This window comes from Curtobacterium sp. VKM Ac-2887, from assembly GCF_015350935.1.
Classification (GTDB): Bacteria; Actinomycetota; Actinomycetes; order Actinomycetales; family Microbacteriaceae; genus Curtobacterium.
This window is the reverse complement of the sequence record NZ_JADKSB010000019.1, coordinates 39,840-58,026: the sequence shown is the minus strand read 5'-3', so window position 1 is coordinate 58,026 and position 18,187 is coordinate 39,840. Positions and strand designations below refer to the sequence as shown.

The following is an 18,187-nucleotide window of genomic DNA, read 5'->3' as shown; positions in this document are numbered from 1 at the left end:
AGGCCCGTGGCGACGCCGCCACGGGCCTCCCGTCCGCCGTCACGCGCGTCTCGGGCGCGAAAGCGACAGATGTCCGCGAACAGTCCGCGGCAGACTGTCGCTTTCGCGGCAATCCCGTCCCGGCGGGCGGCGCGTCTCGAGCCGCGACGCCCGCGTCAGTGCGCGACGGCGCTGATCATCCCGAGGCCGACGCTGATGCGGTCGGCGACCTCGATGAGGTCCTCGGCGAGGGAGTCCAGGTCACGGTCGCGCAGCTGCGTCAGGCGCCCCGAGATCGACAGCGCCGCTGCGATCCGCCCCGAGGCGTTGCGGATCGGTGCCGCGATGCAGAACCGGCCGAGCGCGAGTTCCTGGTTCTCCTCGCACCAGCCGCGCTTCGCCGAGACGGCGAGGTCGGCCGTCAGGGCGTCGTGCGTCGTGATCGTGTGGTCGGTGTACCGGGCCAGGTCGTCCCCGAGCAGCGAGCGGCGCTCGTCCGGCGACAGGTCGAGCATGAGCGCCTTGCCGAGCGCCGACGCGTGCATCGGCTGCCGCATCCCGATCATCGTGTGCGACTTCGGCGCGAGCGAGCCCTCGAAGTGGCAGAGGTAGATGCACGACGCGGCGTCCTGCACGCCGACGTTGGCGGTCAGCCCGACCCGGTGCGCGAGTTCCTGCGCCGCTGAGCGGCTCTCGCGGTGCACCGGGTTGTGGTTGAGCCCCTGGCTGGCGAGCTCGAGCACGGCCCGACCGACCGAGTACGCCTGGGTCTCCGGGTCGCGTCGGACGTACTCGAGCGACTCGAGCGTCGCCAGGAGCCGCCCGGTGGTCGAGGTCCCCAGCCCGATCGCCCGCGCGATGTCGGAGGCTCGCACCGCGCCGTCGGACGCGCCGAGCGCACCGAGGACCGCTGCAGCTCGCTCGATGCTCTGGTTCGGAGGGGTGGTCGCCATCCCCTCATTCTGGCCCGTCCCGGCGCGCGTCAGGAGACCTTCACGGCGCTCGCGGTGACGAACGGGGATCCGTTCGTCGCGGTCACGACGACCCGCAGGGCCGCCGTGCGCACCGGATCGACGTCGTGGATGCGGTGGCGGTGCCGGTTCGCGTCGACCGCGGCGAGCGTCCGCCAGGTCCCGTCGACGCACGCCTCGATCCGGTAGTCGCGGGCGAGTGTGGGCACGGCGTCCCAGGGGGTGCGGTGGTGGTGCAGGTTGATGAGGTCGGCGTCGACGTCGTCGTTCCAGACGATGCGCACCTGGCGGACGTCGACGGGCTCCGCCCAGTCGAGCGCGAGCACGGCTGCGCCGGCACCCGCACCGGACGACCACATGTGCGGTCCGCCGAACGGGCGCTGGTGGCCGTCGCTGACCCGGGAGGCCCGCCACGCGTCCGTCTCGCCGGCTGCGGTGAACGCGAACGCGTGTCCGCGCAGGGCGCGCGCCTCCCAGTCCGTCACGGGCTGTCCGGACTCCTCGGGGATGTGGTCGTCGAACTGCTCGTCGTCGGCGGCGCGGGCGCGCAGGGCCATCACGCCGTAGGGGTGTCCGTCGGTCAGGACCAGGCGGACGCCGGGCTGCCGACGGACCACGACGACCGCGTTGCACGGTGCGTCCGGGTGGAAGTCCAGATCGACGACCGCTTCGCCCGGTCCGGCGGCGACGTGTGCGGAGTGCGTGCTGACGTGGTCGATCGGGGCGTAGTTCTGGGGCTTGCCGGTGGTCCAGAGCTCGATGGTGAGCTCGGTGTCGTCGTCCGCCTCGGTGCGGAGCCGGAACTCGCCGAGCGCGGGGTCGGCGGGCAGGAGGACCGCGACGTCGCGATCGAGGTCGAAGCGGTCGGCGGTCGCGAACGGCGTCGTGTCGATCGTGGTCAGCTCGCTGCTCGCGGTGATCCGGGCTGTGCGGGCCAGATCGGCGGGGTCGTCGGCGCGGACCCCGATGACCGGTGCGTCCTCGCGCAGGAGGGTCTGCTGCAGCAGGGCGATCTGCTCGGTGCCGAGGGAGCGTGGTGTCGTGCCGTGCCGGGCGACCAGGTGCGCGGCGGTGCCCGCTGCCTGCCCCTGGGCTGCGCAGGTGGCCATCACCCGGGTGGACCCGAACGCGACGTGCGACGCGGAGATGTCGCGGCCGGCGAACAGCAGGTTCGACACGTTCGCCGAGTACAGCGACCGGAACGGGATGTCGTAGGTGCCGTCGGTGTACCGCTGCTGGGCGCCGGCGGTCTCGGCGTAGACGCCCTCGACGGGGTGCAGGTCGATCGACCAACCGCCGAACGCCACCGTGTCGGGGAACGAGCGCTGCTCGAGCAGGTCCTGCTGCGTCAGGGTGTGGTCGCCGACGAACCGGCGGTACTCGCGCTTGCCGGGGATCGCGCCCACCCAGTCGAGCGTCAGGGTGTCCGCGTCGAACGCCCCCGAGTTCTTGATGTGGTCCCAGATGCCGTAGACGACACCCCAGAGCTCGTCGCGGATGCGTTCGTTCTCGGCGACGGTGTCGAGTTCGCCGCCCCACTCGATCCACCAGTAGTTGCAGCCGTTGTCGCCGGTCCGGATCGCCCGGTTCGCCAGGATCGGCGTCGTGGACAGGTCGACGGCGATCGACGGCGGGACGAACCGGTCGTACCGGCCGGTGTCGTGCGTCGAGAAGAAGACCGAGCTGCCCAGCAGTTCGTCGTCCGCCTGCTCGGGTGCCCAGGCTTCGCCGTGTTCGTCGCGGCCCTCGCGCCCGATGCGGTACTCGGCGCCGGCGAGGGCTCCGACGAGGCCGTCGCCCGTGCAGTCGAGGAACACCGGCGCCGTGAACGTCGTCTCGATCTCCGACCCCATGGTCCAGCCCGTGACGACGGTGATGCGCGGTGGGCCGACGGCGTCGTCCGTCGTCTGCACGGTCCGGACGTCGGTGTTGAGGTGGAGGTGCACGTTCGGCTCGGCCCGGACCAGGTCGAGCACCACCTGGTCCCAGTAGACCGCGTTGCCCTGCGGGTTCCGGTACTGGTTCTCGAGGAAGAGTTCGCCCATGATCCCGGTCTCGCGGGCGAACCTCTGCGTGCCGTGCGCCGTCGCGCCGACCACCCACACCCGGATCTCGCTCGAGGCGTTGCCGCCGAGGACCGGGCGGTTGGTGACGAGGGCGACGCTCGAGCCGAGGCGGGCGGCGGCGACGGCCGCGCTGACACCGGCGAGACCGCCGCCGACGACCACGACGTCGTGGTGCTGTTCACGGGATTGCATGCTCGGAACGGTATCACTCGGTGGCGCGTCTTTCCCACTGTGTGGCAATGTGTGCCCGACGAGTGCTATCGTCAACGAATTCTCGACAACGAAGTGTGAGGCCCACCCATGAGCGACGGAACCCGGACGCAACCCAGCGTCGATGCCGCCACCGCCCCCGACGTCCAGGTGGCCCTGGGCGACGACGCACGCCGCCAGGGCATGCGGAAGGTGATCGTCGCCGCGGGCGTCGGCCACTTCGTCGAGTGGTTCGACTTCGGCCTCTACGGCACGTTGGCGACCGTCATCTCGCTGTACTTCTTCAAGCAGGGCGACCCGCAGGTCGCACTGCTGTCGGCCTTCGCCGTGTTCGGTGCCGGCTTCGTGATGCGTCCGCTCGGCGGGTTGTTCTGGGGGTCGCTCGGTGACCGGGTCGGCCGGAAGACCACGCTGGCGACGGTCATCCTGATCACGAGCGGCGCGACCGCCGTGATGGGCATCCTGCCGACGTACCAGAGTGTCGGGATGCTCGCGCCGATCCTGCTCGTCGTGGTGCGGCTGGTGCAGGGCTTCGCCGCCGGTGGCGAGGGCGCCGGGGCGACGACGCTCCTGGCCGAGTACGCCCCGTCGAACCGGCGCGGCTTCGTGACGAGCTTCATCGACGTCTTCGGCTTCGCGGCGTTCATCGTCGGTGGCGGCCTGGTCTTCCTGTTCACGGCGCTCGCCGGCGACGGGGCACTCGAGTCGTGGGGCTGGCGTGTCCTGTTCCTGATCGCCGTGCCGCTCGGCCTGGTCGGGCTGTACCTGCGCACGAAGCTCGAGGACACCCCGGAGTTCCGCGCGCTCAAGGCGAAGGGCGAGGTGGCCGCGAACCCCCTGCGACGCTCGATCCGCACGGGGTGGAAGGCCCTGCTCTTCTGCGTCGGGTTCGTCGTCCTCAAGGCGGTCGGCCACTGGATCCTGCAGACCTTCATGCCCTCGTACCTGCAGGTGGACCTCGGGTACTCGCCACTCGTGTCCTACGGCGTCGTCGTCATCGGGTTCCTGGTGATCGCCGGGCTCGTGCCGTTCTTCGGGCTGCTCTCGGACAAGATCGGTCGGAAGCCCGTCATGCTCGCCGGGTGCGCGGGGTTCCTCGTGCTGACGTACCCGACGCTCATGCTCATGGACGCCGGCAACTTCTGGGCTGCCGCAGCCGCGATGGTGTTGCTCGGCCTTTTCATGGCGGCGTTCGACGGGGCGGTGAGTGCGGCGATGGCCGAACTGTTCCCGACCGCCATCCGCTACGGGTCGATGGGCATCGCCTACAACATCAGCGTCGCGGTCTTCGGCGGCATCACGCCGTACTTCGCCACGTGGCTGATCAGCGCGACGGGCAACACCTTCGCGCCGGCCTTCTACGTGATGGCGGCCGCCGCGATCACCGGCGTGACGGTCCTCCGCGCACGCGAGACGCACAAGCAGGGGCTCGCTGCCGAGTGAGCTGCACGTGAGGGGTGTCGCAGGGGCTGTGGGGTGACCTACCAGGCGGATTCCATGTCCCCTGCGCGCGCTCCGGTTATGGTTTCCCGGTGAGCAACGAACCCGAGCAGACGACGGAACCCGCGCGCCGCGGTGCCGTGACGCCGCGCCACGGGCGCCAGAAGCGACGAGCGGGCGTGGTGTTCCCGGCGATCGCGGGCGTGCTCACGATGGCGGTCCTGCTGAGTGGCGGGTACGCGGCCTACGCCTACAACCAGCTGTCCGGCGGCGTCACGATCGTCAACGCGATCACCGGCAAGAAGGACACGAAGAACGACGTCGACGGCAAGGCGCAGAACATCCTGCTGGTCGGCGACGACCACCGGCCGGACAACGCCACCCCGGAGCAGCTCGCCGAACTGAGCACCGAGTCGGACGGCGGGGCGACGAACACCGACACGATGATCGTCCTGCACATCAACGCCGACGGCTCACAGGCGACGATGATCTCGTTCCCCCGCGACTCGTACGTCGACATCCCGGACGTCGGCAAGGGCAAGCTCAACAGTGCCTTCTACTACGGCACGCTCAACGGTGGCGGCGACACCGGTGGCGCGAAGATGCTCATCAAGACCATCGAGAACCTGAGTGGCCTGCAGATCGACCACTACGTCCGGGTCTCGCTGCTCGGGTTCTACCAGGTGGTCAAGGAGCTCGGCCCGGTCGAGGTCTGCCTGAACCAGGCGACCAACGACCCGTACTCCGGCGTCGACCTGCCGGCCGGCAAGTCCACGCTCGACGCCAAGCAGGCCCTGTCGTTCGTCCGCCAGCGCCACGGTCTGCCGAACGGCGACCTGGACCGCAACGTCCGACAGCAGTACTTCCTGTCGCAGGAGGCCCGGAAGGTCACGTCCGCGGGCACGCTGCTCAACCCGGTCAAGATGGGCAACATCCTGAAGGCGGTCGGGGGTTCGATCCAGACGGACACGAACCTGCTCGACCTCGCCTCGCAGATGAGCAACTTGCGGCCGGCCAACATCCAGTCCGCCACGATCCCCACCCTCGGCACGCCGACCATCTACGTGAACGGTTCCGCGCTGTCGATCGTCGAGATCGACACCGTCGGGCTGCCCGCCTTCGTGCAGGGACTGGTCGGCGAACCGGACACCTACACGAAGGCCGCGGCCGCGCAGCCCGCGAACACCTCGGTCACCGTGCTGAACGGCAGCGGTGTCACGGGGGCCGCCGCCGCAGCGGGTCAGGTCCTGACGAGCCGCGGGTTCCAGGTCGCACCGCCCGGTTCCTCGGACCCCACCACGGCCACGCAGGTGCAGTACCCCGCCGGCCAGGAGGCCCAGGCGAAGGCGGTCGCGGCGGCCGTGCCCGGTGCCGTCGCGGTCCGGACCGGTGCCGTGACCGGCGTCACGCTGGTGCTCGGTACCGACGGCAAGGCCCCGAAGGCCGCCAGCGTGCCGAGCGCGCCCGCCTCGACGCCTGCCGACACCGGCTCGGGGTCGAAGCCGAGCAAGCAGGCGACGAAGGAGCCGGCGCCGAAGTCGACCGACGTGCACAACTACGGCACCGAGGGCACCTGCATCAACTGAGGCCGCGGCCGCACCGGATCGCTAGGTTCGAGGGGTGAGCAGCGCAGCGCGTCCGATCGTCCTGATGACCTACAACATCAAGAACCCGGATCCGGAGCACGACTGGCCGGTCCGACTCCCCGTGCTCCTCGACGTCATCCGTCGGCACGACCCGGACCTGGTGTGCGTGCAGGAGGCCTTCGCGCACCAGCTCGACGACCTGCGCGCCGGGCTGCCGGGCCACGCGGACGTCGGACAGGGCCGTGAGGGCGGCGCCGCGGGGGAGCACCCGGCGGTGTTCTACCGTCGCGACCGGTTCCGACCGACGGACGAGGGCTCGTTCTGGCTGTCGGACACCCCGGACGAGCCGGTCTCGAACACGTGGGGCAGCCTGTTCCCACGCATCGCGAACCACGCCGTGTTCCTGGACACCGACGGACCTGCGGTCACGGTGCTCACCACGCACCTGGACCACGAACCCGGCGAGCACGGCGACGAGGTGCGCGGCAAGAGTGCGGCGCTCATCGTCGAACGGCTCGCGCGGGAGACCGGTCCGGTCATCGTCGCCGGGGACTGCAACGAGCCGGCCGGTGCCGGAACCGCGTCACGGGTCTTCGCCGACGCCGGGTTCGACGACACCTGGGTGCTCGCGGGTGACCCCGGTGACCGGACCGCGACGTTCAACGACTGGCTGCCGCCGGTGGACACCGGGGAGCGCATCGACTGGGTGCTGACCCGCGGGGTCACCCGCACCGACCGGGTCGTCATCGACCACGACGGGCCGGAGACGTGGTTCGCGAGTGATCACTTCCCGGTGGTCGCGACGATCCGCGTGTGAGTCAGCAGCTCCGCTGCGCGTGCACGGGCATCGGGGAGCCGAGCACCGTGACCGTGGTCTCGTTCGTCAGGGCCGAGACGCCGTTGGTGCCGGCGGGGTCGTCCGTGCGCTCGTCGTCCGAGGTGGGGTCGACCCAGCCCTCGCGCAGCAGCAACTGCCACGCGCGGGAGTCGTCCGAACCGTAGGACACGCGTTCGGAGCGCGTGGCGTCCGCGATCTCGTCGGCGATGTCGTCACCGACCTGCACGCCGCCGGGGCCGGTCAGCTCGATCCGTGCACCGAGCCGGCTGCGGACCTGATCGCGCAGCACCCGGATCTCGACGGCGTTGCCCGCCCGCGCATCGGTGGCCAGGGCCGCGACGCGGATGGCGCCACCCCACGTGTAGGTGGTGCCGGCCGGGAAGCACGCGCCGCCGTCGCCCTCGGCCGTCTGGGTGCGCGACGGGGTGCCGAGCAGGCGGTCGAGCAGGCTCACGGTCAACCGGGAGTCGCGCATCGAGGACTCGATGACGGTCTTCCCGCCGTTGCGGAGCACCAGGGACTCGGCGTCGAGCTCGATCGAGTCGACCCGCCGGAGCTTCGCGTTCGACACGTGCACCGGAGCGGCGTCGTGCGACGTCTCCGCCGCCACGGCGGTGTCCGCTCCGAGCCCGGTGGTGCCGTCAAGCGCCAGCGCACCGGCCGAGAAGGCGAGCACGGCAGCGCCGAGCGCCAGCAGGGTCCGAGGGGTCACCGTTCGACGGTACGACCCCGACCCGTCCAGAACGACAGGTGTTACCGAATCGGGTCCTGGCCGTCACCGGACCGTGACAAACGAGAAAGACGCAACTGCGGCCCTGGACCGGTGCGGCCGGCGGACGCTGGCCGCTCCGCGCGCCGGGGGACAGCCTCCTGGACGGCCCGTGGTGCGCCCCTGCGTACCGTCGGCGGCATGACGGACCAGCAGAACGACCAGGCAGGGCTCGACCAGTACGCCATGCAGGACCCGACGAAGATGTACGCCGACAAGAAGCCCGACGAGCAGTACCTCGAGGGCGCCGGCACCGACGCCGAGATGGCGGAGAACGTCCCCGCCGACCACGGCGAGGACACCTACCGCGGCTCCGGCCGTCTGACGGGCCGCAAGGCCCTCGTCACCGGTGGCGACTCCGGCATCGGCGCAGCGGTCGCCATCGCCTACGCACGCGAGGGCGCCGACGTCGCGATCTCGTACCTGCCCGAGGAGCAGGAGGACGCCGATCGCATCGTCGCGCTCATCGAGGCAGCCGGACGCAAGGCCGTCGCGCTGCCCGGCGACATCACCTCACTCGCGGTCTGCGAGCAGATCGTCGCCGACACCGTCGCACAGCTCGGCGGGATCGACATCCTGGTGAACAACGCGGGCAAGCAGCAGAACGTCTCCTCGATCGAGGACATCTCGGACGAGGAGTTCGACGAGACGTTCAAGACGAACGCCTACGCGACGTTCCGGATCACGAAGGCCGCCGCGCCGCACCTGCAGCCGGGCTCCACGATCATCAACACGACGTCGATCCAGGCCTACGCGCCGTCGCCGCACCTGGTGCACTACGCAGCCACGAAGGCCACCGTGAACAACCTGGCGAAGGGCCTGGCCGCGCAGCTCGCACCGAAGGGCATCCGCGTCAACGCCGTCGCACCGGGGCCGATCTGGACGCCGCTGCAGCCGGCCGGCGGGCAGCCGCCCGAGGCGCTGCCGTCCGCGGGCGAGCAGACCTACCTGGGCCGCTGGGGGCAGCCGGCCGAACTGGCGCCGGCGTACGTGTTCCTGGCGAGCGGTGAGTCGTCCTACGTGGTCGGCGAGACGCTCCACGTCGACGGTGGGATGCCGACGCCGTAGCGCGTCGCCGACGGGCTGACGGGAGGCGCGGTGCCGGTGGGTACCGCGCCTCCCGCCGTCCGGGTGGTCCCGTCTGTGGCCGTGGTGACGTCAGCAGGTGACGGCGCGCGCCATCCGCTCGAGGAGTTCCCGCGCCGACAGTGCTGCCGCGAGTTCGACCTCGACCGGGTTGATGCCGATCGCGTGCTCGAACGCGCGGCGACGTGCCTGGTCGACGATCGGCACCTCGGGGCGCTGCGGCAGCACCGCGATGGCCCGGGCGGCGGCGTCGAACGCCCCCGCGGGTCGGCCGAGTTGCTCCCACATCGCGCGGACGTCGTGCGCGACCTGATCCGGGTCGCCGCCGAACTCGAAGCCGGCCGAGGCCATCGTCGCGAGTCCCTGTGCGGTGGGGTCGTTCGGGGTCATGCCCGGCATCGTCACACGGATCCGTGCGAACGCGCTGGGCGTGGTGACCGTGTCCGTGTCCCCTCATGTGCTGACACCCGTACCGGGGATTCTGTTGTCCCCCGTTCTGCGTTTGGATGGACGTGCCCCGGGTCGGGGCGACCTCGGACAGGACGTCCGTGGAACGACGGAGGGCACGATGCTCGAGAACACCAGCGCCGACACGCAGGCCGCAGCGGCCGCGGCGGCGACCCTGCACCTCCGGATCACGATCGTGGGGGCCACCGTCGACCTGCTCCGTGACGTCCCCTTCCACGAAGCACGCGCCGTGCACGTCGCCGAGCGGATGGGCATCCCCGTCGAGGAGCTCCAGCAGCACTTCCCGTCCTGGGACGGCCTGGTGCTCGCAGCCGTCGACCGCTGGAACGGCGGTCGGATGGACGAGGTCACCCGCGAGGTCGGCGATGGTTCGACCGTCGAGCTCCTGCGCGCGATCGTCGCGTCGAACGCCGAGGACCCCGCGCTCATGCGTCTGCTCGTCGCCCTGCTGTCCGTCGCGGGCAACCCCGAGCACCCGATGGCGACGTACCTGCGGTCGCGCTACCAGCTCTTCTACGCACAGGTGAAGCGTGGCCTCGAGCACGACATCGCCGTCGGCCGCGCCCCGCACACCATGGAGCCCCGTCGCGGCGCCGAACAGCTCATCGCGCTGTACGAGGGCCTGCAGCTCCAGGCCCTGCTCCGCTCGGACCTCGACCTGGTTCCGGCGTTCGACCGTGCGGTGGCCCGACTCGAGCGCGGCTGGATGGAGCGCTACGAGCCGCAGGCCGCCCGCCGGCACGCGACGTGGAGCGACGGCGACGACGGCAGCTGGGACATCTGAGCCCGGACCGTCAGCGCCCGCCCGGCGCAGACCGTGACCCGCGCGGCACCGAGCCGTCGCCGGGGTCGTACCCGGTGTCGCGGATGACCCGGAGCGCGGTGGTGTCGTTGTGGACCGAGTGCACGACGACCCGACGGGTCCGCCGGAGTGCCCGGCGCGCGCCCGGTGTCGCGAACAGGCCGCCGAGCACGAGCCCGGCACCGATCCCGAGCGCCACGGAGACCGCAGCCACGAAGTCGAGGGCCGCGCTCGACGAGCCCGACATGAAGTTCAGCAGTGCGTTCGACACGGCGACACCGGGCAGCAGTGCTCCACAGAACGCCGGCACCGCGATCGCCGCGACCGCGGTCCGCATCCGCGCGGCTGCGTAGGTGGACAGCACGCCGAGCAGCACCGCGGCCAGGAACGTCGCGCCGAGCAGCGGCAGGCCGAGCTGCCGCAGTCCCCACAGCGAGGCACCCGCGGCCACCGAGAACACCACGGCGACGGGGATCACCCGTGCGCTGGCCTGCTGCACGAAGCAGTTCGCCCCGGCCGACACCACCGTGAGCGAGAGTGACGCCCACAACGGCAGCGCCTGGGTGACGATGCCCGACGGGTCGACCTCGAGGTGCAGCCACTTCGTCATCGCGATCCCCGCGGGCACCCCCACGACGATCGCGGCGATGACCAGGCCGATGTAGAACGCCCGAGCGACCGCCATCGCACGGAAGCCGGAGATCGCGTCCTGGGCCCAGGTCACGAGCGAGACGTGCGGCAGGAGCAGCACCACCAGGGCGGCGACCATCGTGGCGGCGCCCGCCGGGTGCAGGACGCCCGCACCGATGGCCAGGGTGCCGATCACCGACGCGACCGCTCCCTGCGCCCCGGACACGAAGAACTGCGGGTAGCCACGACCCGTCAGCCAGCGCCCGGACAGGATGATCCCGAACATCAGCACGAAGGCGCCGATGCCCGCTCGCCACCCACCACCGGCCTGCATCGCGATCGAGGTGCCCAGGATCGAGAGCCCGACGTCGGCGAGCCACGTGGGCCAGCGCGGCGGCATCCGCAGCACCGCCACGAGGGCGCTGACGCCCGAGGTCATGTCCCGTTGGTCGTGGATCAGGTCGTCCACGATCTGGTTCGCGCGCGCGAGCCGGTCGAGGTCGGAGCCGTCGGAACTCACGGTCCGGACCTTCACGAGCGGCGGGATGTCGGCCGGCGCGTACTGGATCGTCACCGAGCTGCCGGAGAAGTCGAGGTCGAGCGGGGCCAGGTTCCACTTCGTCGACACCGCGACGACGGCGGTCTCGACGCTGCGGGTGTCGGCACCGGAGGCGAGCATCACCTCGGCCAGGTCGAGGCAGAAGTCGACGATCTGGGCGGCGGTGTACTGGTCGCGCCCCTTGGCGTCGGGTTCGACGTGCTCGTAGATCGTGCCGCGCAGTCGGGCACGGGCGTCGCGCAGGTCGTGCTGCGCCAGGCTGCGGCGTCGGGGGCGGGGCGGCCGGTGTGGGCGCCCCGGCTTGGGTTCGCCGGGGAAGTGCTGCTCGGCCATCCGACCATGGTGCCAGTCGCGATCTGGACGCGCCCAGCGCGGCCGGGAGGCCCGGTGCCAGCTGGCACCGGGCCTCCCGTCAGGTGGTCGGTCGCGTCTCGGACGCGACCCGACTACTGCTCGAACGTCGCGTCGAGCGTGATGTCGACGCCGGTGAGCGCCTTGCTGACCGGGCAGGTCGCCTTGGCGTCCTCGGCGGCCTTCAGGAAGGTCGCCTCGTCGATGCCGGTGACCTCGCCGTGCACGGTCAGGGCGATGCCGGTGAGCTTGAAGCCGCCGGCGGAGTCCGGGCCGAGCGAGACGTCGGCCTTGACGTCGAGGGCCTCGACCGTGCCGCCGGCCTCGCCGAGGACGGCGGAGAACTGCATGGCGTAGCAGGCCGAGTGTGCGGCGGCGATGAGCTCCTCGGGGCTGGTGCTGCCACCGGCCTCGTCAGCGGCGCGCTTCGGGAACGAGACGTCGTAGGTGCCGACCTTCGAGCTGGAGAGTTCGACCTGGCCGGAACCGTCGTTGAGGCCGCCGTTCCAGGCGGTGCGTGCGGTGCGCGTGGGCATGGCCGCTCCTTTCGTGTGGGGGATCGGACCCGAGCGGGACCGTCGCAGCCGAGTCAAGCGGAGAACGCACGTTCTCGCAACCGGCTCACGGCGAAGACGCAGGCTTCGCGGTTCTGAGCGACAGGTGTTGCCCACAACAACAGGTGTAGCGTGATGGTGTTCAAAGGAGACCCATCATGCGCGCCGTCGTGTTCGAGCAGTACCAGACCTTCCCGTCCCTGACGGAGGTCCCGAAGCCCACCCCGGGTCCGGGGGAGGTGCTCCTCAAGGTCGCAGGTGCCGGCGCGTGCCACTCGGACGTCGCGGTCTACCGCGAGTTCGCCGCCGGTGCTCCGGGGTCGCAGCAGCCCCCGTTCGTCCTCGGGCACGAGAACTCCGGCTGGGTCGAGTCCGTCGGTGACGGCGTGACCGGGTTCACCGAGGGTGACGCCTACCTGGTCTACGGGCCGGTCGGCTGCGGGCACTGCTCGTACTGCTCGAAGGGGCAGGACACCTACTGCGAGAACGCCGCGACGAACCCCTACATGGGCATCGGTCTCGGGCGCGACGGCGGCATGGCGGAGTACGTCAGCGTTCCCGCTCGCAACCTCGTGCCGCTCGGCGACGCCGACCCGATCGCCGCCGCACCGCTCAGCGACGCCGCACTCACGCCGTACCACGCGATCAAGAACGCGCTGCCGAACCTGGCAGGCGGCGGCAAGTACGCGCTGGTCGTCGGGCTGGGCGGCCTCGGGCAGATCGCCGTGCAGATCCTCACCGCGCTCACCGGCGCCACGGTGATCGCGACCGACGTGAAGCAGGACGCCATGGACCGCGCTGCCGCCCGCGGCGCGATCACGGTGCCCGGCGGGCCGGACCAGGCCGCTGCGATCCGCGAGATCACCGGCGGCCGCGGGGTCGATGCCGCGTTCGACTTCGTCGGAGCGACGCCCACCATCAAGGTCGCTCAGGCGTCCATGGCCGTCGGTGGCCGGTTCACCGTCGTCGGGATCGCCGGCGGTACCACCGAGTGGAACTTCTTCGCGACGCCGTACGAGTCGACGATCACGAACACCTACTGGGGCACGATCGAGGACCTGCACGAGGTCGTCGCGATGTACCGCGCCGGGCAGATCGTCCCCGACGTCGAGCGGTACGCGCTGTCGGACGCGCTCGAGGCCTATCGGAAGCTCGAGGCCGGCGAGCTGTCGGGCCGCGCGGTCGTCGTCCCGACGCTTTGACACTCTGATGCCGGGGCGCCTCGCGGCGTAGCTGGTCGAATCGGGCGTACCTGGTCGGAAGTTCTGACCAGGTACGCCCGATTCCGCTTTCCAGCGCAGGTGTTCTGGGAAGGAACGACCCCGGGTCAGCGGCCTGCGGCGTAGCCCTGGGCACCGCGTGGGTTCGCGGCGGCGCCGAGTACGCCCGTCGCCGGGTCCCGCGTCACGCACGTCAGCCGTCCGAGCGACCAGTCGCCGGCGCGGGTGACGACGTGGCCGCGTGCCTCGAGTTCCGCGATGACGTCGTCGCCGATCCGGTCTTCGACCACGAGGCCCGCCGGCTCCCACGTGCGCGGCCAGAACGACCCCGGGAACGACGTCGTGTGCAGCGCCGGGGCGTCGATCGCCTGCTGCGGGGTGTACCCGCCGACGATCCACCGCAGCAGGAACAGCAGCTGCCACTGGTCCTGCTGGTCGCCGCCGGGTGAACCGACCGCGGCCACTGGTGCGCCGGCACGGAGCACCAGGGTCGGCGTCAGGGTCGTGCGGGGGCGCTCGCCGGGGCGGAGCGTCGACGCCGTGCCCGGTTCGAGCCAGGTCATCTGCAGCCGGGTGCCCAGGCAGAACCCGAGCTCCGGGATCGTCGGCGACGACTGCAGCCAGCCGCCGGACGGTGTCGCGCTGACGATGTTGCCCCAGCGGTCCACGACGTCGATGTGGCAGGTGTCGCCCCGGGTCTCGCCGTCCGGGGCCACGGACGGCTCGCCGCGGTCCTCGACCGGGGCAACGGGAGCGACCGGCGCACGGTCGGTGTCCCGCGCGACCTGCACCGTGGGTTCGCCGAGACCAGCGCCGTCGCCGGCGGAGTACGCCGTCCGGGCCGGCGGCATCGCGCGCTCGACGCCCGCGATCGTGCCCGGACGCAGCTCGGCCGAGGCCCGCTCGCCGATCAGCGCGCGCCGCTCTTCCGTGTACGCGTCGGAGAGCAGCACGTCGAGCGGGACGTCGCCGTCGCCGTAGAACGCCTCGCGGTCCGCCATGGCGAGCTTCTGCGCCTCGACGATGGTGTGTGCGCCGACCGACGTCGACGGGTCGAGCAGTGGGTCGTCGAGCGGTTCGAGCAGCCGCAGGGTCTGCAGGAGCGCCGGACCCTGGCCCCACGGCCCGGTCTTCGCGATCGTGCAGCCGCGGAACTCCACCGTCGCCGCGGGCTCGTACGACGCCCGGAACGCCGCCAGGTCCGACGCCCGGACGACCCCGGCGTGGTCGCTGCCCGACGCGTGTCGGTGCGGCTCCCGCACGAAGCGGTCGATGGCCTCGGCGACGAAGCCCCCGGCCCACTCGCTCCGCGCGGCGTCGATGCGGGCGGTCCGGCTGCCGGAGCCGTCACCGGCGTCGAGGAGCCGGTCGAGCACTGCGGCCAGCGCCTCGTTGCGCACCAGGTCCCCGGGGGCCGGCACCGTGCCTCCTGGCAGCCACTGCGTGGCGGACGTGGGCCAGTGGTCACGGAACAGTCCCTGCACGGCGGTGATCGTCCGGACCACCCCGGCTGCGACCGGGTGGCCGTCACGGGCGTAGCCGATCGCCGGCGCGAGGACGTCCGCGAGCTCCCACGTGCCGTGGTCGCGGAGCAGCAGCAGCCACGCGTCGACGGCACCCGGGACGGTGGCGGCGAGTGCGCCGGAGCCTGGGACGAGGTCGAGGCCCTCGGCGCGGTAGTGCTCGGGTGTCGCGCCGGCCGGTGCCGGACCCTGGCCGACGAGCACGACCGGGGTCGGGTCCGACTCCGTCGCGAACACCGCCGTCAGGTCGCCGCCCGGGCCGTTCAGGTGCGGTTCGACCACGTGCAGGACGAACGCGCCCGCGACGGCTGCGTCGAAGGCGTTGCCGCCGCGTTCGAGCACCGACTGCGCGGTGGCGGTCGCGATCCAGTGCGTCGCGGCTGCCATGCCGAACGTGCCCTGCAGGTCCGGGCGCGAGGTCTGCGTGGTGGGCGGGACGAAGGCGGGGTTCGGCGTCGGCATGCACCCATCCTCTCCCCGGGGCTCCCCGCTCAGCCCAGGGCCACGACGATCCCCGCTGCGACGAGCAGTGCGACGTAGCCCCAGGCGTGCGCGACCTCGGGCAGGTGCGGCGGGCGGCGTCGGAGCAGCACGATGACCGGCATCGCGCCGACCAGCAGGGCCACGGCTGCCCGGACGTCGACGGCGCCGACGAGTCCGGCGGCGTGCGGGACGACCGCCGGCAGCAGCATGGTCACGGCGGCGGCAGGCAGCGTGATCGCCAGCGTGAGGGGGTTCGCCAGGGTGGTTGCCGCCGTCATGGTGGCACCGGACCGGCGCAGCATCGGGACCGTCATCACGCTGCCGCCGACCCCGAGGAACGCCGCGACCGCACCGATCGGGAGGCCCGTGGCGGTCGGCACGCCGGTACGGGTCGGTCCGTGGTCGCGTCCACCGCCGCGGGTCGCGACCGCGCGGTCCGTCGCCGAGCTGCGCAGGAAGCCCGGGCGCAGCAGCAGGTCGGCGACCGTGACCCCGAGGTAGGCGACGAAGCCCCAGCGCAGGAGCGCGTCCGGGGCCCCTCGTGCGGCGAGCACCCCGACCGCGCCGCCGACCCCGAGCAGGACGAACAGCGGCGAACGGCCCCGGAGTGGTGCGAGTGCGCCGCGCCGGGCCGAGACGGTGGCCACGGCGGCGTTCACGAGCATCACGAGGGCCGAGGTCGCCGTGGCCACCCGGACGGCGTCGCCACCGAGGGCTGCGTCGGCGACGGTGATGATCGGCACGGTGACGAACCCACCCCCGAACCCGAACAGGACGGTGGTGACCCCGACCAGGACCCCGATGACCACGAGCACGATGAACGACATGCCTCCATCCCAGCGGGGATCACCACGGCGGACGATCGGGTGTGCGGCAGGTTCCTTCGAGACCTAGCCTCGACGTGTGCGCAACGTCCCGGTCTCCGAGTTCGACCACCAGCCGTTCGACGTCCTGCCGATCGGCACCGACTACCCGCCGGACCACCTGCTCGCCCGGCACGAGCACCGACGGGCGCAGCTGCTCTACGGTGCGAGTGGCGTGATGCTCGTCGAGACCGACGACGGCTCGTGGACCGTGCCGACCGACCGGGCCGTGCTCATCCCGCCCGGGGTGCCCCACGAGGTCCGGATGCTCGACGTCAGCACCTGGAGCCTGTACATCGAGCCGGACACCGTGCCCTGGTGGCCGACCCGGTGCACCGTCGTCGAGGTCGGGCCCCTGCTGCGCGAGGTGCTGCGTGCCGCCAACGCGCTCGACGTGCCGTACGACGACGACGCCCGGGACGGCACCCTCGTCCGGCTCGCCCTGCACGAGCTCCAGCGCGTCGCACCGATCCCGCTGAGCGTCTCGCTGCCGCCACGGGGTGTCCTGCGCGACCTGTGTCGGGCGTACCTGGCCGAGCCCGACGTCCAGGTGACGAACGCCGACTGGGCGCGCGCGGCGGCCGTCTCGGAACGCACCCTCGACCGCCACTTCCGTGCGGCCGCGGGGGTGGGTCCCGCGAGCTGGCGGGTGCGTGCACGACTGTTGTCGAGCCTCCCGGCCCTGCGACGCGGCACCGTGACGGAGGTGGCGGGCCGGCTCGGCTACGCGACCCCCGCGGCGTTCACCGCCGCCTTCTCGAAGGCGTTCGGGGCCCCGCCGTCCCGGTTCCGGTGAGGTCTTGTGCTCCCGGGGGTGCGAGCGCATACTGAACGCCGAGGTTAATTAACCGTCTGGTTCACCGAAGAGGCGACGATGGAACCCGACCACACCGACGTCGTCCTCTCAGCGCTCGCCGACCCGATCCGACGGCGCATCGTCGAGCGGCTCGGCAAGGGCGAAGCGACCGTCTCCGAGCTGTCCGAGCCCTTCGACGTCAGCGCCCCGGCGATCTCGCGGCACCTCGGCGTGCTCGAACGCGCCGGCCTCATCACGCGCGAGCGGCACGGCACGTGGCGCACGTGCCGCCTCCGGCCCGAGGCCGTCGACGAGCTCGGCACCTGGCTGGGCCGGTTGCGTCCCGACTGGGACCGCCGGTTCGACCGCCTGGAGGCCCTGCTCGCCGCCCAGCGCACGCCCGCCCCGGTGGGTAGCCCGTCCACCGCCCCACCCGCCGGTCCCGCCAGTCCCGCCAGTCCCGCCTTCACCGTCGATCCGCAGGAGCAGTCATGACCGAACAGTTCACCGCCCACGCCACCCACCGCTTCGCCCACCCCGTCGCCGACGTGTACCGGGCGTTCGTCGACCCAGCGCTGCTCGCGCTCTGGTTCGGCCCCCTCGGCTTCCACGTCCCCGTCGCCACCGTCGAGGTCGACGCGCGGGTCGGTGGCGCCTGGAACCTCACGATGGTCAGCAACGACAACGCCGAGTGGTCGTCGCCCGTCACCTCGACCCTCGAGCAGATCGAGGAGAACCGGATCATCATCGGGACCTCGACCGCGCACGGCATCCCCGGGGTCGAGGACGGCACCGCGCTGTCCCTGACGCTCGAGTTCGCCGAGGACGGCGACGGCACGATCGTCACCCTGACCCAGGGACCCTTCCCCGAGTTCATGCGCGACATGAACATCGCCGGCTGGACGCAGTCGTTCCACAAGCTCGAAGCGCTGCTGGCGACACCGAAGGAGTTCTTGCAGCAGCCGTAGCCGCACCCCCCTGTCAAGGGGTTGT

17 protein-coding genes are annotated in these 18,187 nt (G+C 71.8%); 9 read left to right on the top strand and 8 right to left on the bottom strand.

The window, feature by feature from the left end; genetic code table 11:
* Positions 1–155 precede the first annotated feature (155 nt).
* Positions 156–932: an IclR family transcriptional regulator gene (locus tag ITJ69_RS17230; RefSeq protein WP_159570672.1), complete on the bottom strand. Its 777-nt coding sequence runs from the start codon at positions 930–932 to the stop codon at positions 156–158.
* A 29-nt stretch (positions 933–961) separates the two neighbouring features.
* On the bottom strand, positions 962–3,208 hold the full coding sequence (locus ITJ69_RS17225; RefSeq protein WP_194673441.1) for an FAD-dependent oxidoreductase: 2,247 nt from the start codon (positions 3,206–3,208) through the stop codon (positions 962–964).
* 108 nt (positions 3,209–3,316) lie between these two features.
* Between ITJ69_RS17225 and ITJ69_RS17220 the strand changes: the two genes are divergently transcribed.
* From ITJ69_RS17220 to ITJ69_RS17210, 3 genes are all read left to right on the top strand, one after another.
* The gene (locus ITJ69_RS17220) at positions 3,317–4,669 is read left to right on the top strand and encodes an MFS transporter (RefSeq protein ID WP_194673440.1); all 1,353 of its coding nucleotides are present in this window, start codon (positions 3,317–3,319) and stop codon (positions 4,667–4,669) included.
* An 89-nt stretch (positions 4,670–4,758) separates the two neighbouring features.
* Positions 4,759–6,252 (top strand): LCP family protein, encoded by a 1,494-nt coding sequence (locus ITJ69_RS17215; RefSeq protein ID WP_159570680.1) that lies wholly within the window; start codon positions 4,759–4,761, stop codon positions 6,250–6,252.
* A gap of 34 nt (positions 6,253–6,286) precedes the next feature.
* Complete coding sequence (locus tag ITJ69_RS17210) at positions 6,287–7,069, top strand: endonuclease/exonuclease/phosphatase family protein (RefSeq protein WP_194673439.1); 783 nt, start codon at positions 6,287–6,289, stop codon at positions 7,067–7,069.
* Position 7,070: 1 nt separating this feature from the next.
* Here the strand turns inward: ITJ69_RS17210 and ITJ69_RS17205 are convergent, their stop codons facing one another.
* Positions 7,071–7,802 carry a hypothetical protein gene (locus ITJ69_RS17205; RefSeq protein ID WP_194673438.1) on the bottom strand — a complete coding sequence of 244 codons (732 nt, stop codon included), beginning with the start codon at positions 7,800–7,802 and terminating at the stop codon, positions 7,071–7,073.
* A gap of 198 nt (positions 7,803–8,000) precedes the next feature.
* Between ITJ69_RS17205 and ITJ69_RS17200 the strand changes: the two genes are divergently transcribed.
* A complete protein-coding gene (locus tag ITJ69_RS17200) occupies positions 8,001–8,927 on the top strand; it encodes an SDR family oxidoreductase (protein WP_194673437.1) in 927 nt (308 codons plus the stop codon).
* 90 nt (positions 8,928–9,017) lie between these two features.
* Here the strand turns inward: ITJ69_RS17200 and ITJ69_RS17195 are convergent, their stop codons facing one another.
* On the bottom strand, positions 9,018–9,335 hold the full coding sequence (locus tag ITJ69_RS17195) for a hypothetical protein (RefSeq protein WP_194648941.1): 318 nt from the start codon (positions 9,333–9,335) through the stop codon (positions 9,018–9,020).
* A gap of 178 nt (positions 9,336–9,513) precedes the next feature.
* Here ITJ69_RS17195 and ITJ69_RS17190 point away from each other — a divergent pair, with 178 nt between their 5' ends.
* Positions 9,514–10,197 (top strand): TetR/AcrR family transcriptional regulator, encoded by a 684-nt coding sequence (locus tag ITJ69_RS17190; RefSeq protein WP_159570694.1) that lies wholly within the window; start codon positions 9,514–9,516, stop codon positions 10,195–10,197.
* A 10-nt stretch (positions 10,198–10,207) separates the two neighbouring features.
* Here the strand turns inward: ITJ69_RS17190 and ITJ69_RS17185 are convergent, their stop codons facing one another.
* Complete coding sequence (locus tag ITJ69_RS17185; protein WP_194648940.1) at positions 10,208–11,737, bottom strand: threonine/serine ThrE exporter family protein; 1,530 nt, start codon at positions 11,735–11,737, stop codon at positions 10,208–10,210.
* Positions 11,738–11,850: 113 nt separating this feature from the next.
* Positions 11,851–12,291, bottom strand: coding sequence for an OsmC family protein (locus ITJ69_RS17180; RefSeq protein ID WP_111085865.1), 441 nt, complete (start codon positions 12,289–12,291; stop codon positions 11,851–11,853).
* A 176-nt stretch (positions 12,292–12,467) separates the two neighbouring features.
* On the opposite strand from ITJ69_RS17180, the gene ITJ69_RS17175 reads away from it, so the two are divergent.
* The gene (locus ITJ69_RS17175) at positions 12,468–13,511 is read left to right on the top strand and encodes an NAD(P)-dependent alcohol dehydrogenase (protein ID WP_194673436.1); all 1,044 of its coding nucleotides are present in this window, start codon (positions 12,468–12,470) and stop codon (positions 13,509–13,511) included.
* Positions 13,512–13,636: 125 nt separating this feature from the next.
* Here ITJ69_RS17175 and ITJ69_RS17170 read toward each other — a convergent pair whose 3' ends face one another.
* Positions 13,637–15,514 carry a gamma-glutamyltransferase family protein gene (locus tag ITJ69_RS17170; RefSeq protein WP_416354940.1) on the bottom strand — a complete coding sequence of 626 codons (1,878 nt, stop codon included), beginning with the start codon at positions 15,512–15,514 and terminating at the stop codon, positions 13,637–13,639.
* Between the two features lie 29 nt (positions 15,515–15,543).
* Positions 15,544–16,362: a sulfite exporter TauE/SafE family protein gene (locus ITJ69_RS17165; RefSeq protein ID WP_123294862.1), complete on the bottom strand. Its 819-nt coding sequence runs from the start codon at positions 16,360–16,362 to the stop codon at positions 15,544–15,546.
* Between the two features lie 76 nt (positions 16,363–16,438).
* Between ITJ69_RS17165 and ITJ69_RS17160 the strand changes: the two genes are divergently transcribed.
* The 3 genes from ITJ69_RS17160 (at position 16,439) to ITJ69_RS17150 (ending at position 18,162) form a co-directional block, all read left to right on the top strand.
* The gene (locus ITJ69_RS17160; RefSeq protein WP_194673435.1) at positions 16,439–17,194 is read left to right on the top strand and encodes an AraC family transcriptional regulator; all 756 of its coding nucleotides are present in this window, start codon (positions 16,439–16,441) and stop codon (positions 17,192–17,194) included.
* A 78-nt stretch (positions 17,195–17,272) separates the two neighbouring features.
* Complete coding sequence (locus ITJ69_RS17155; RefSeq protein WP_194673434.1) at positions 17,273–17,689, top strand: ArsR/SmtB family transcription factor; 417 nt, start codon at positions 17,273–17,275, stop codon at positions 17,687–17,689.
* On the top strand, positions 17,686–18,162 hold the full coding sequence (locus ITJ69_RS17150) for an SRPBCC family protein (protein ID WP_194673433.1): 477 nt from the start codon (positions 17,686–17,688) through the stop codon (positions 18,160–18,162). Before ITJ69_RS17155 ends, ITJ69_RS17150 begins: the two co-directional genes overlap by 4 nt.
* The last annotated feature ends 25 nt before the right edge of the window (positions 18,163–18,187 follow it).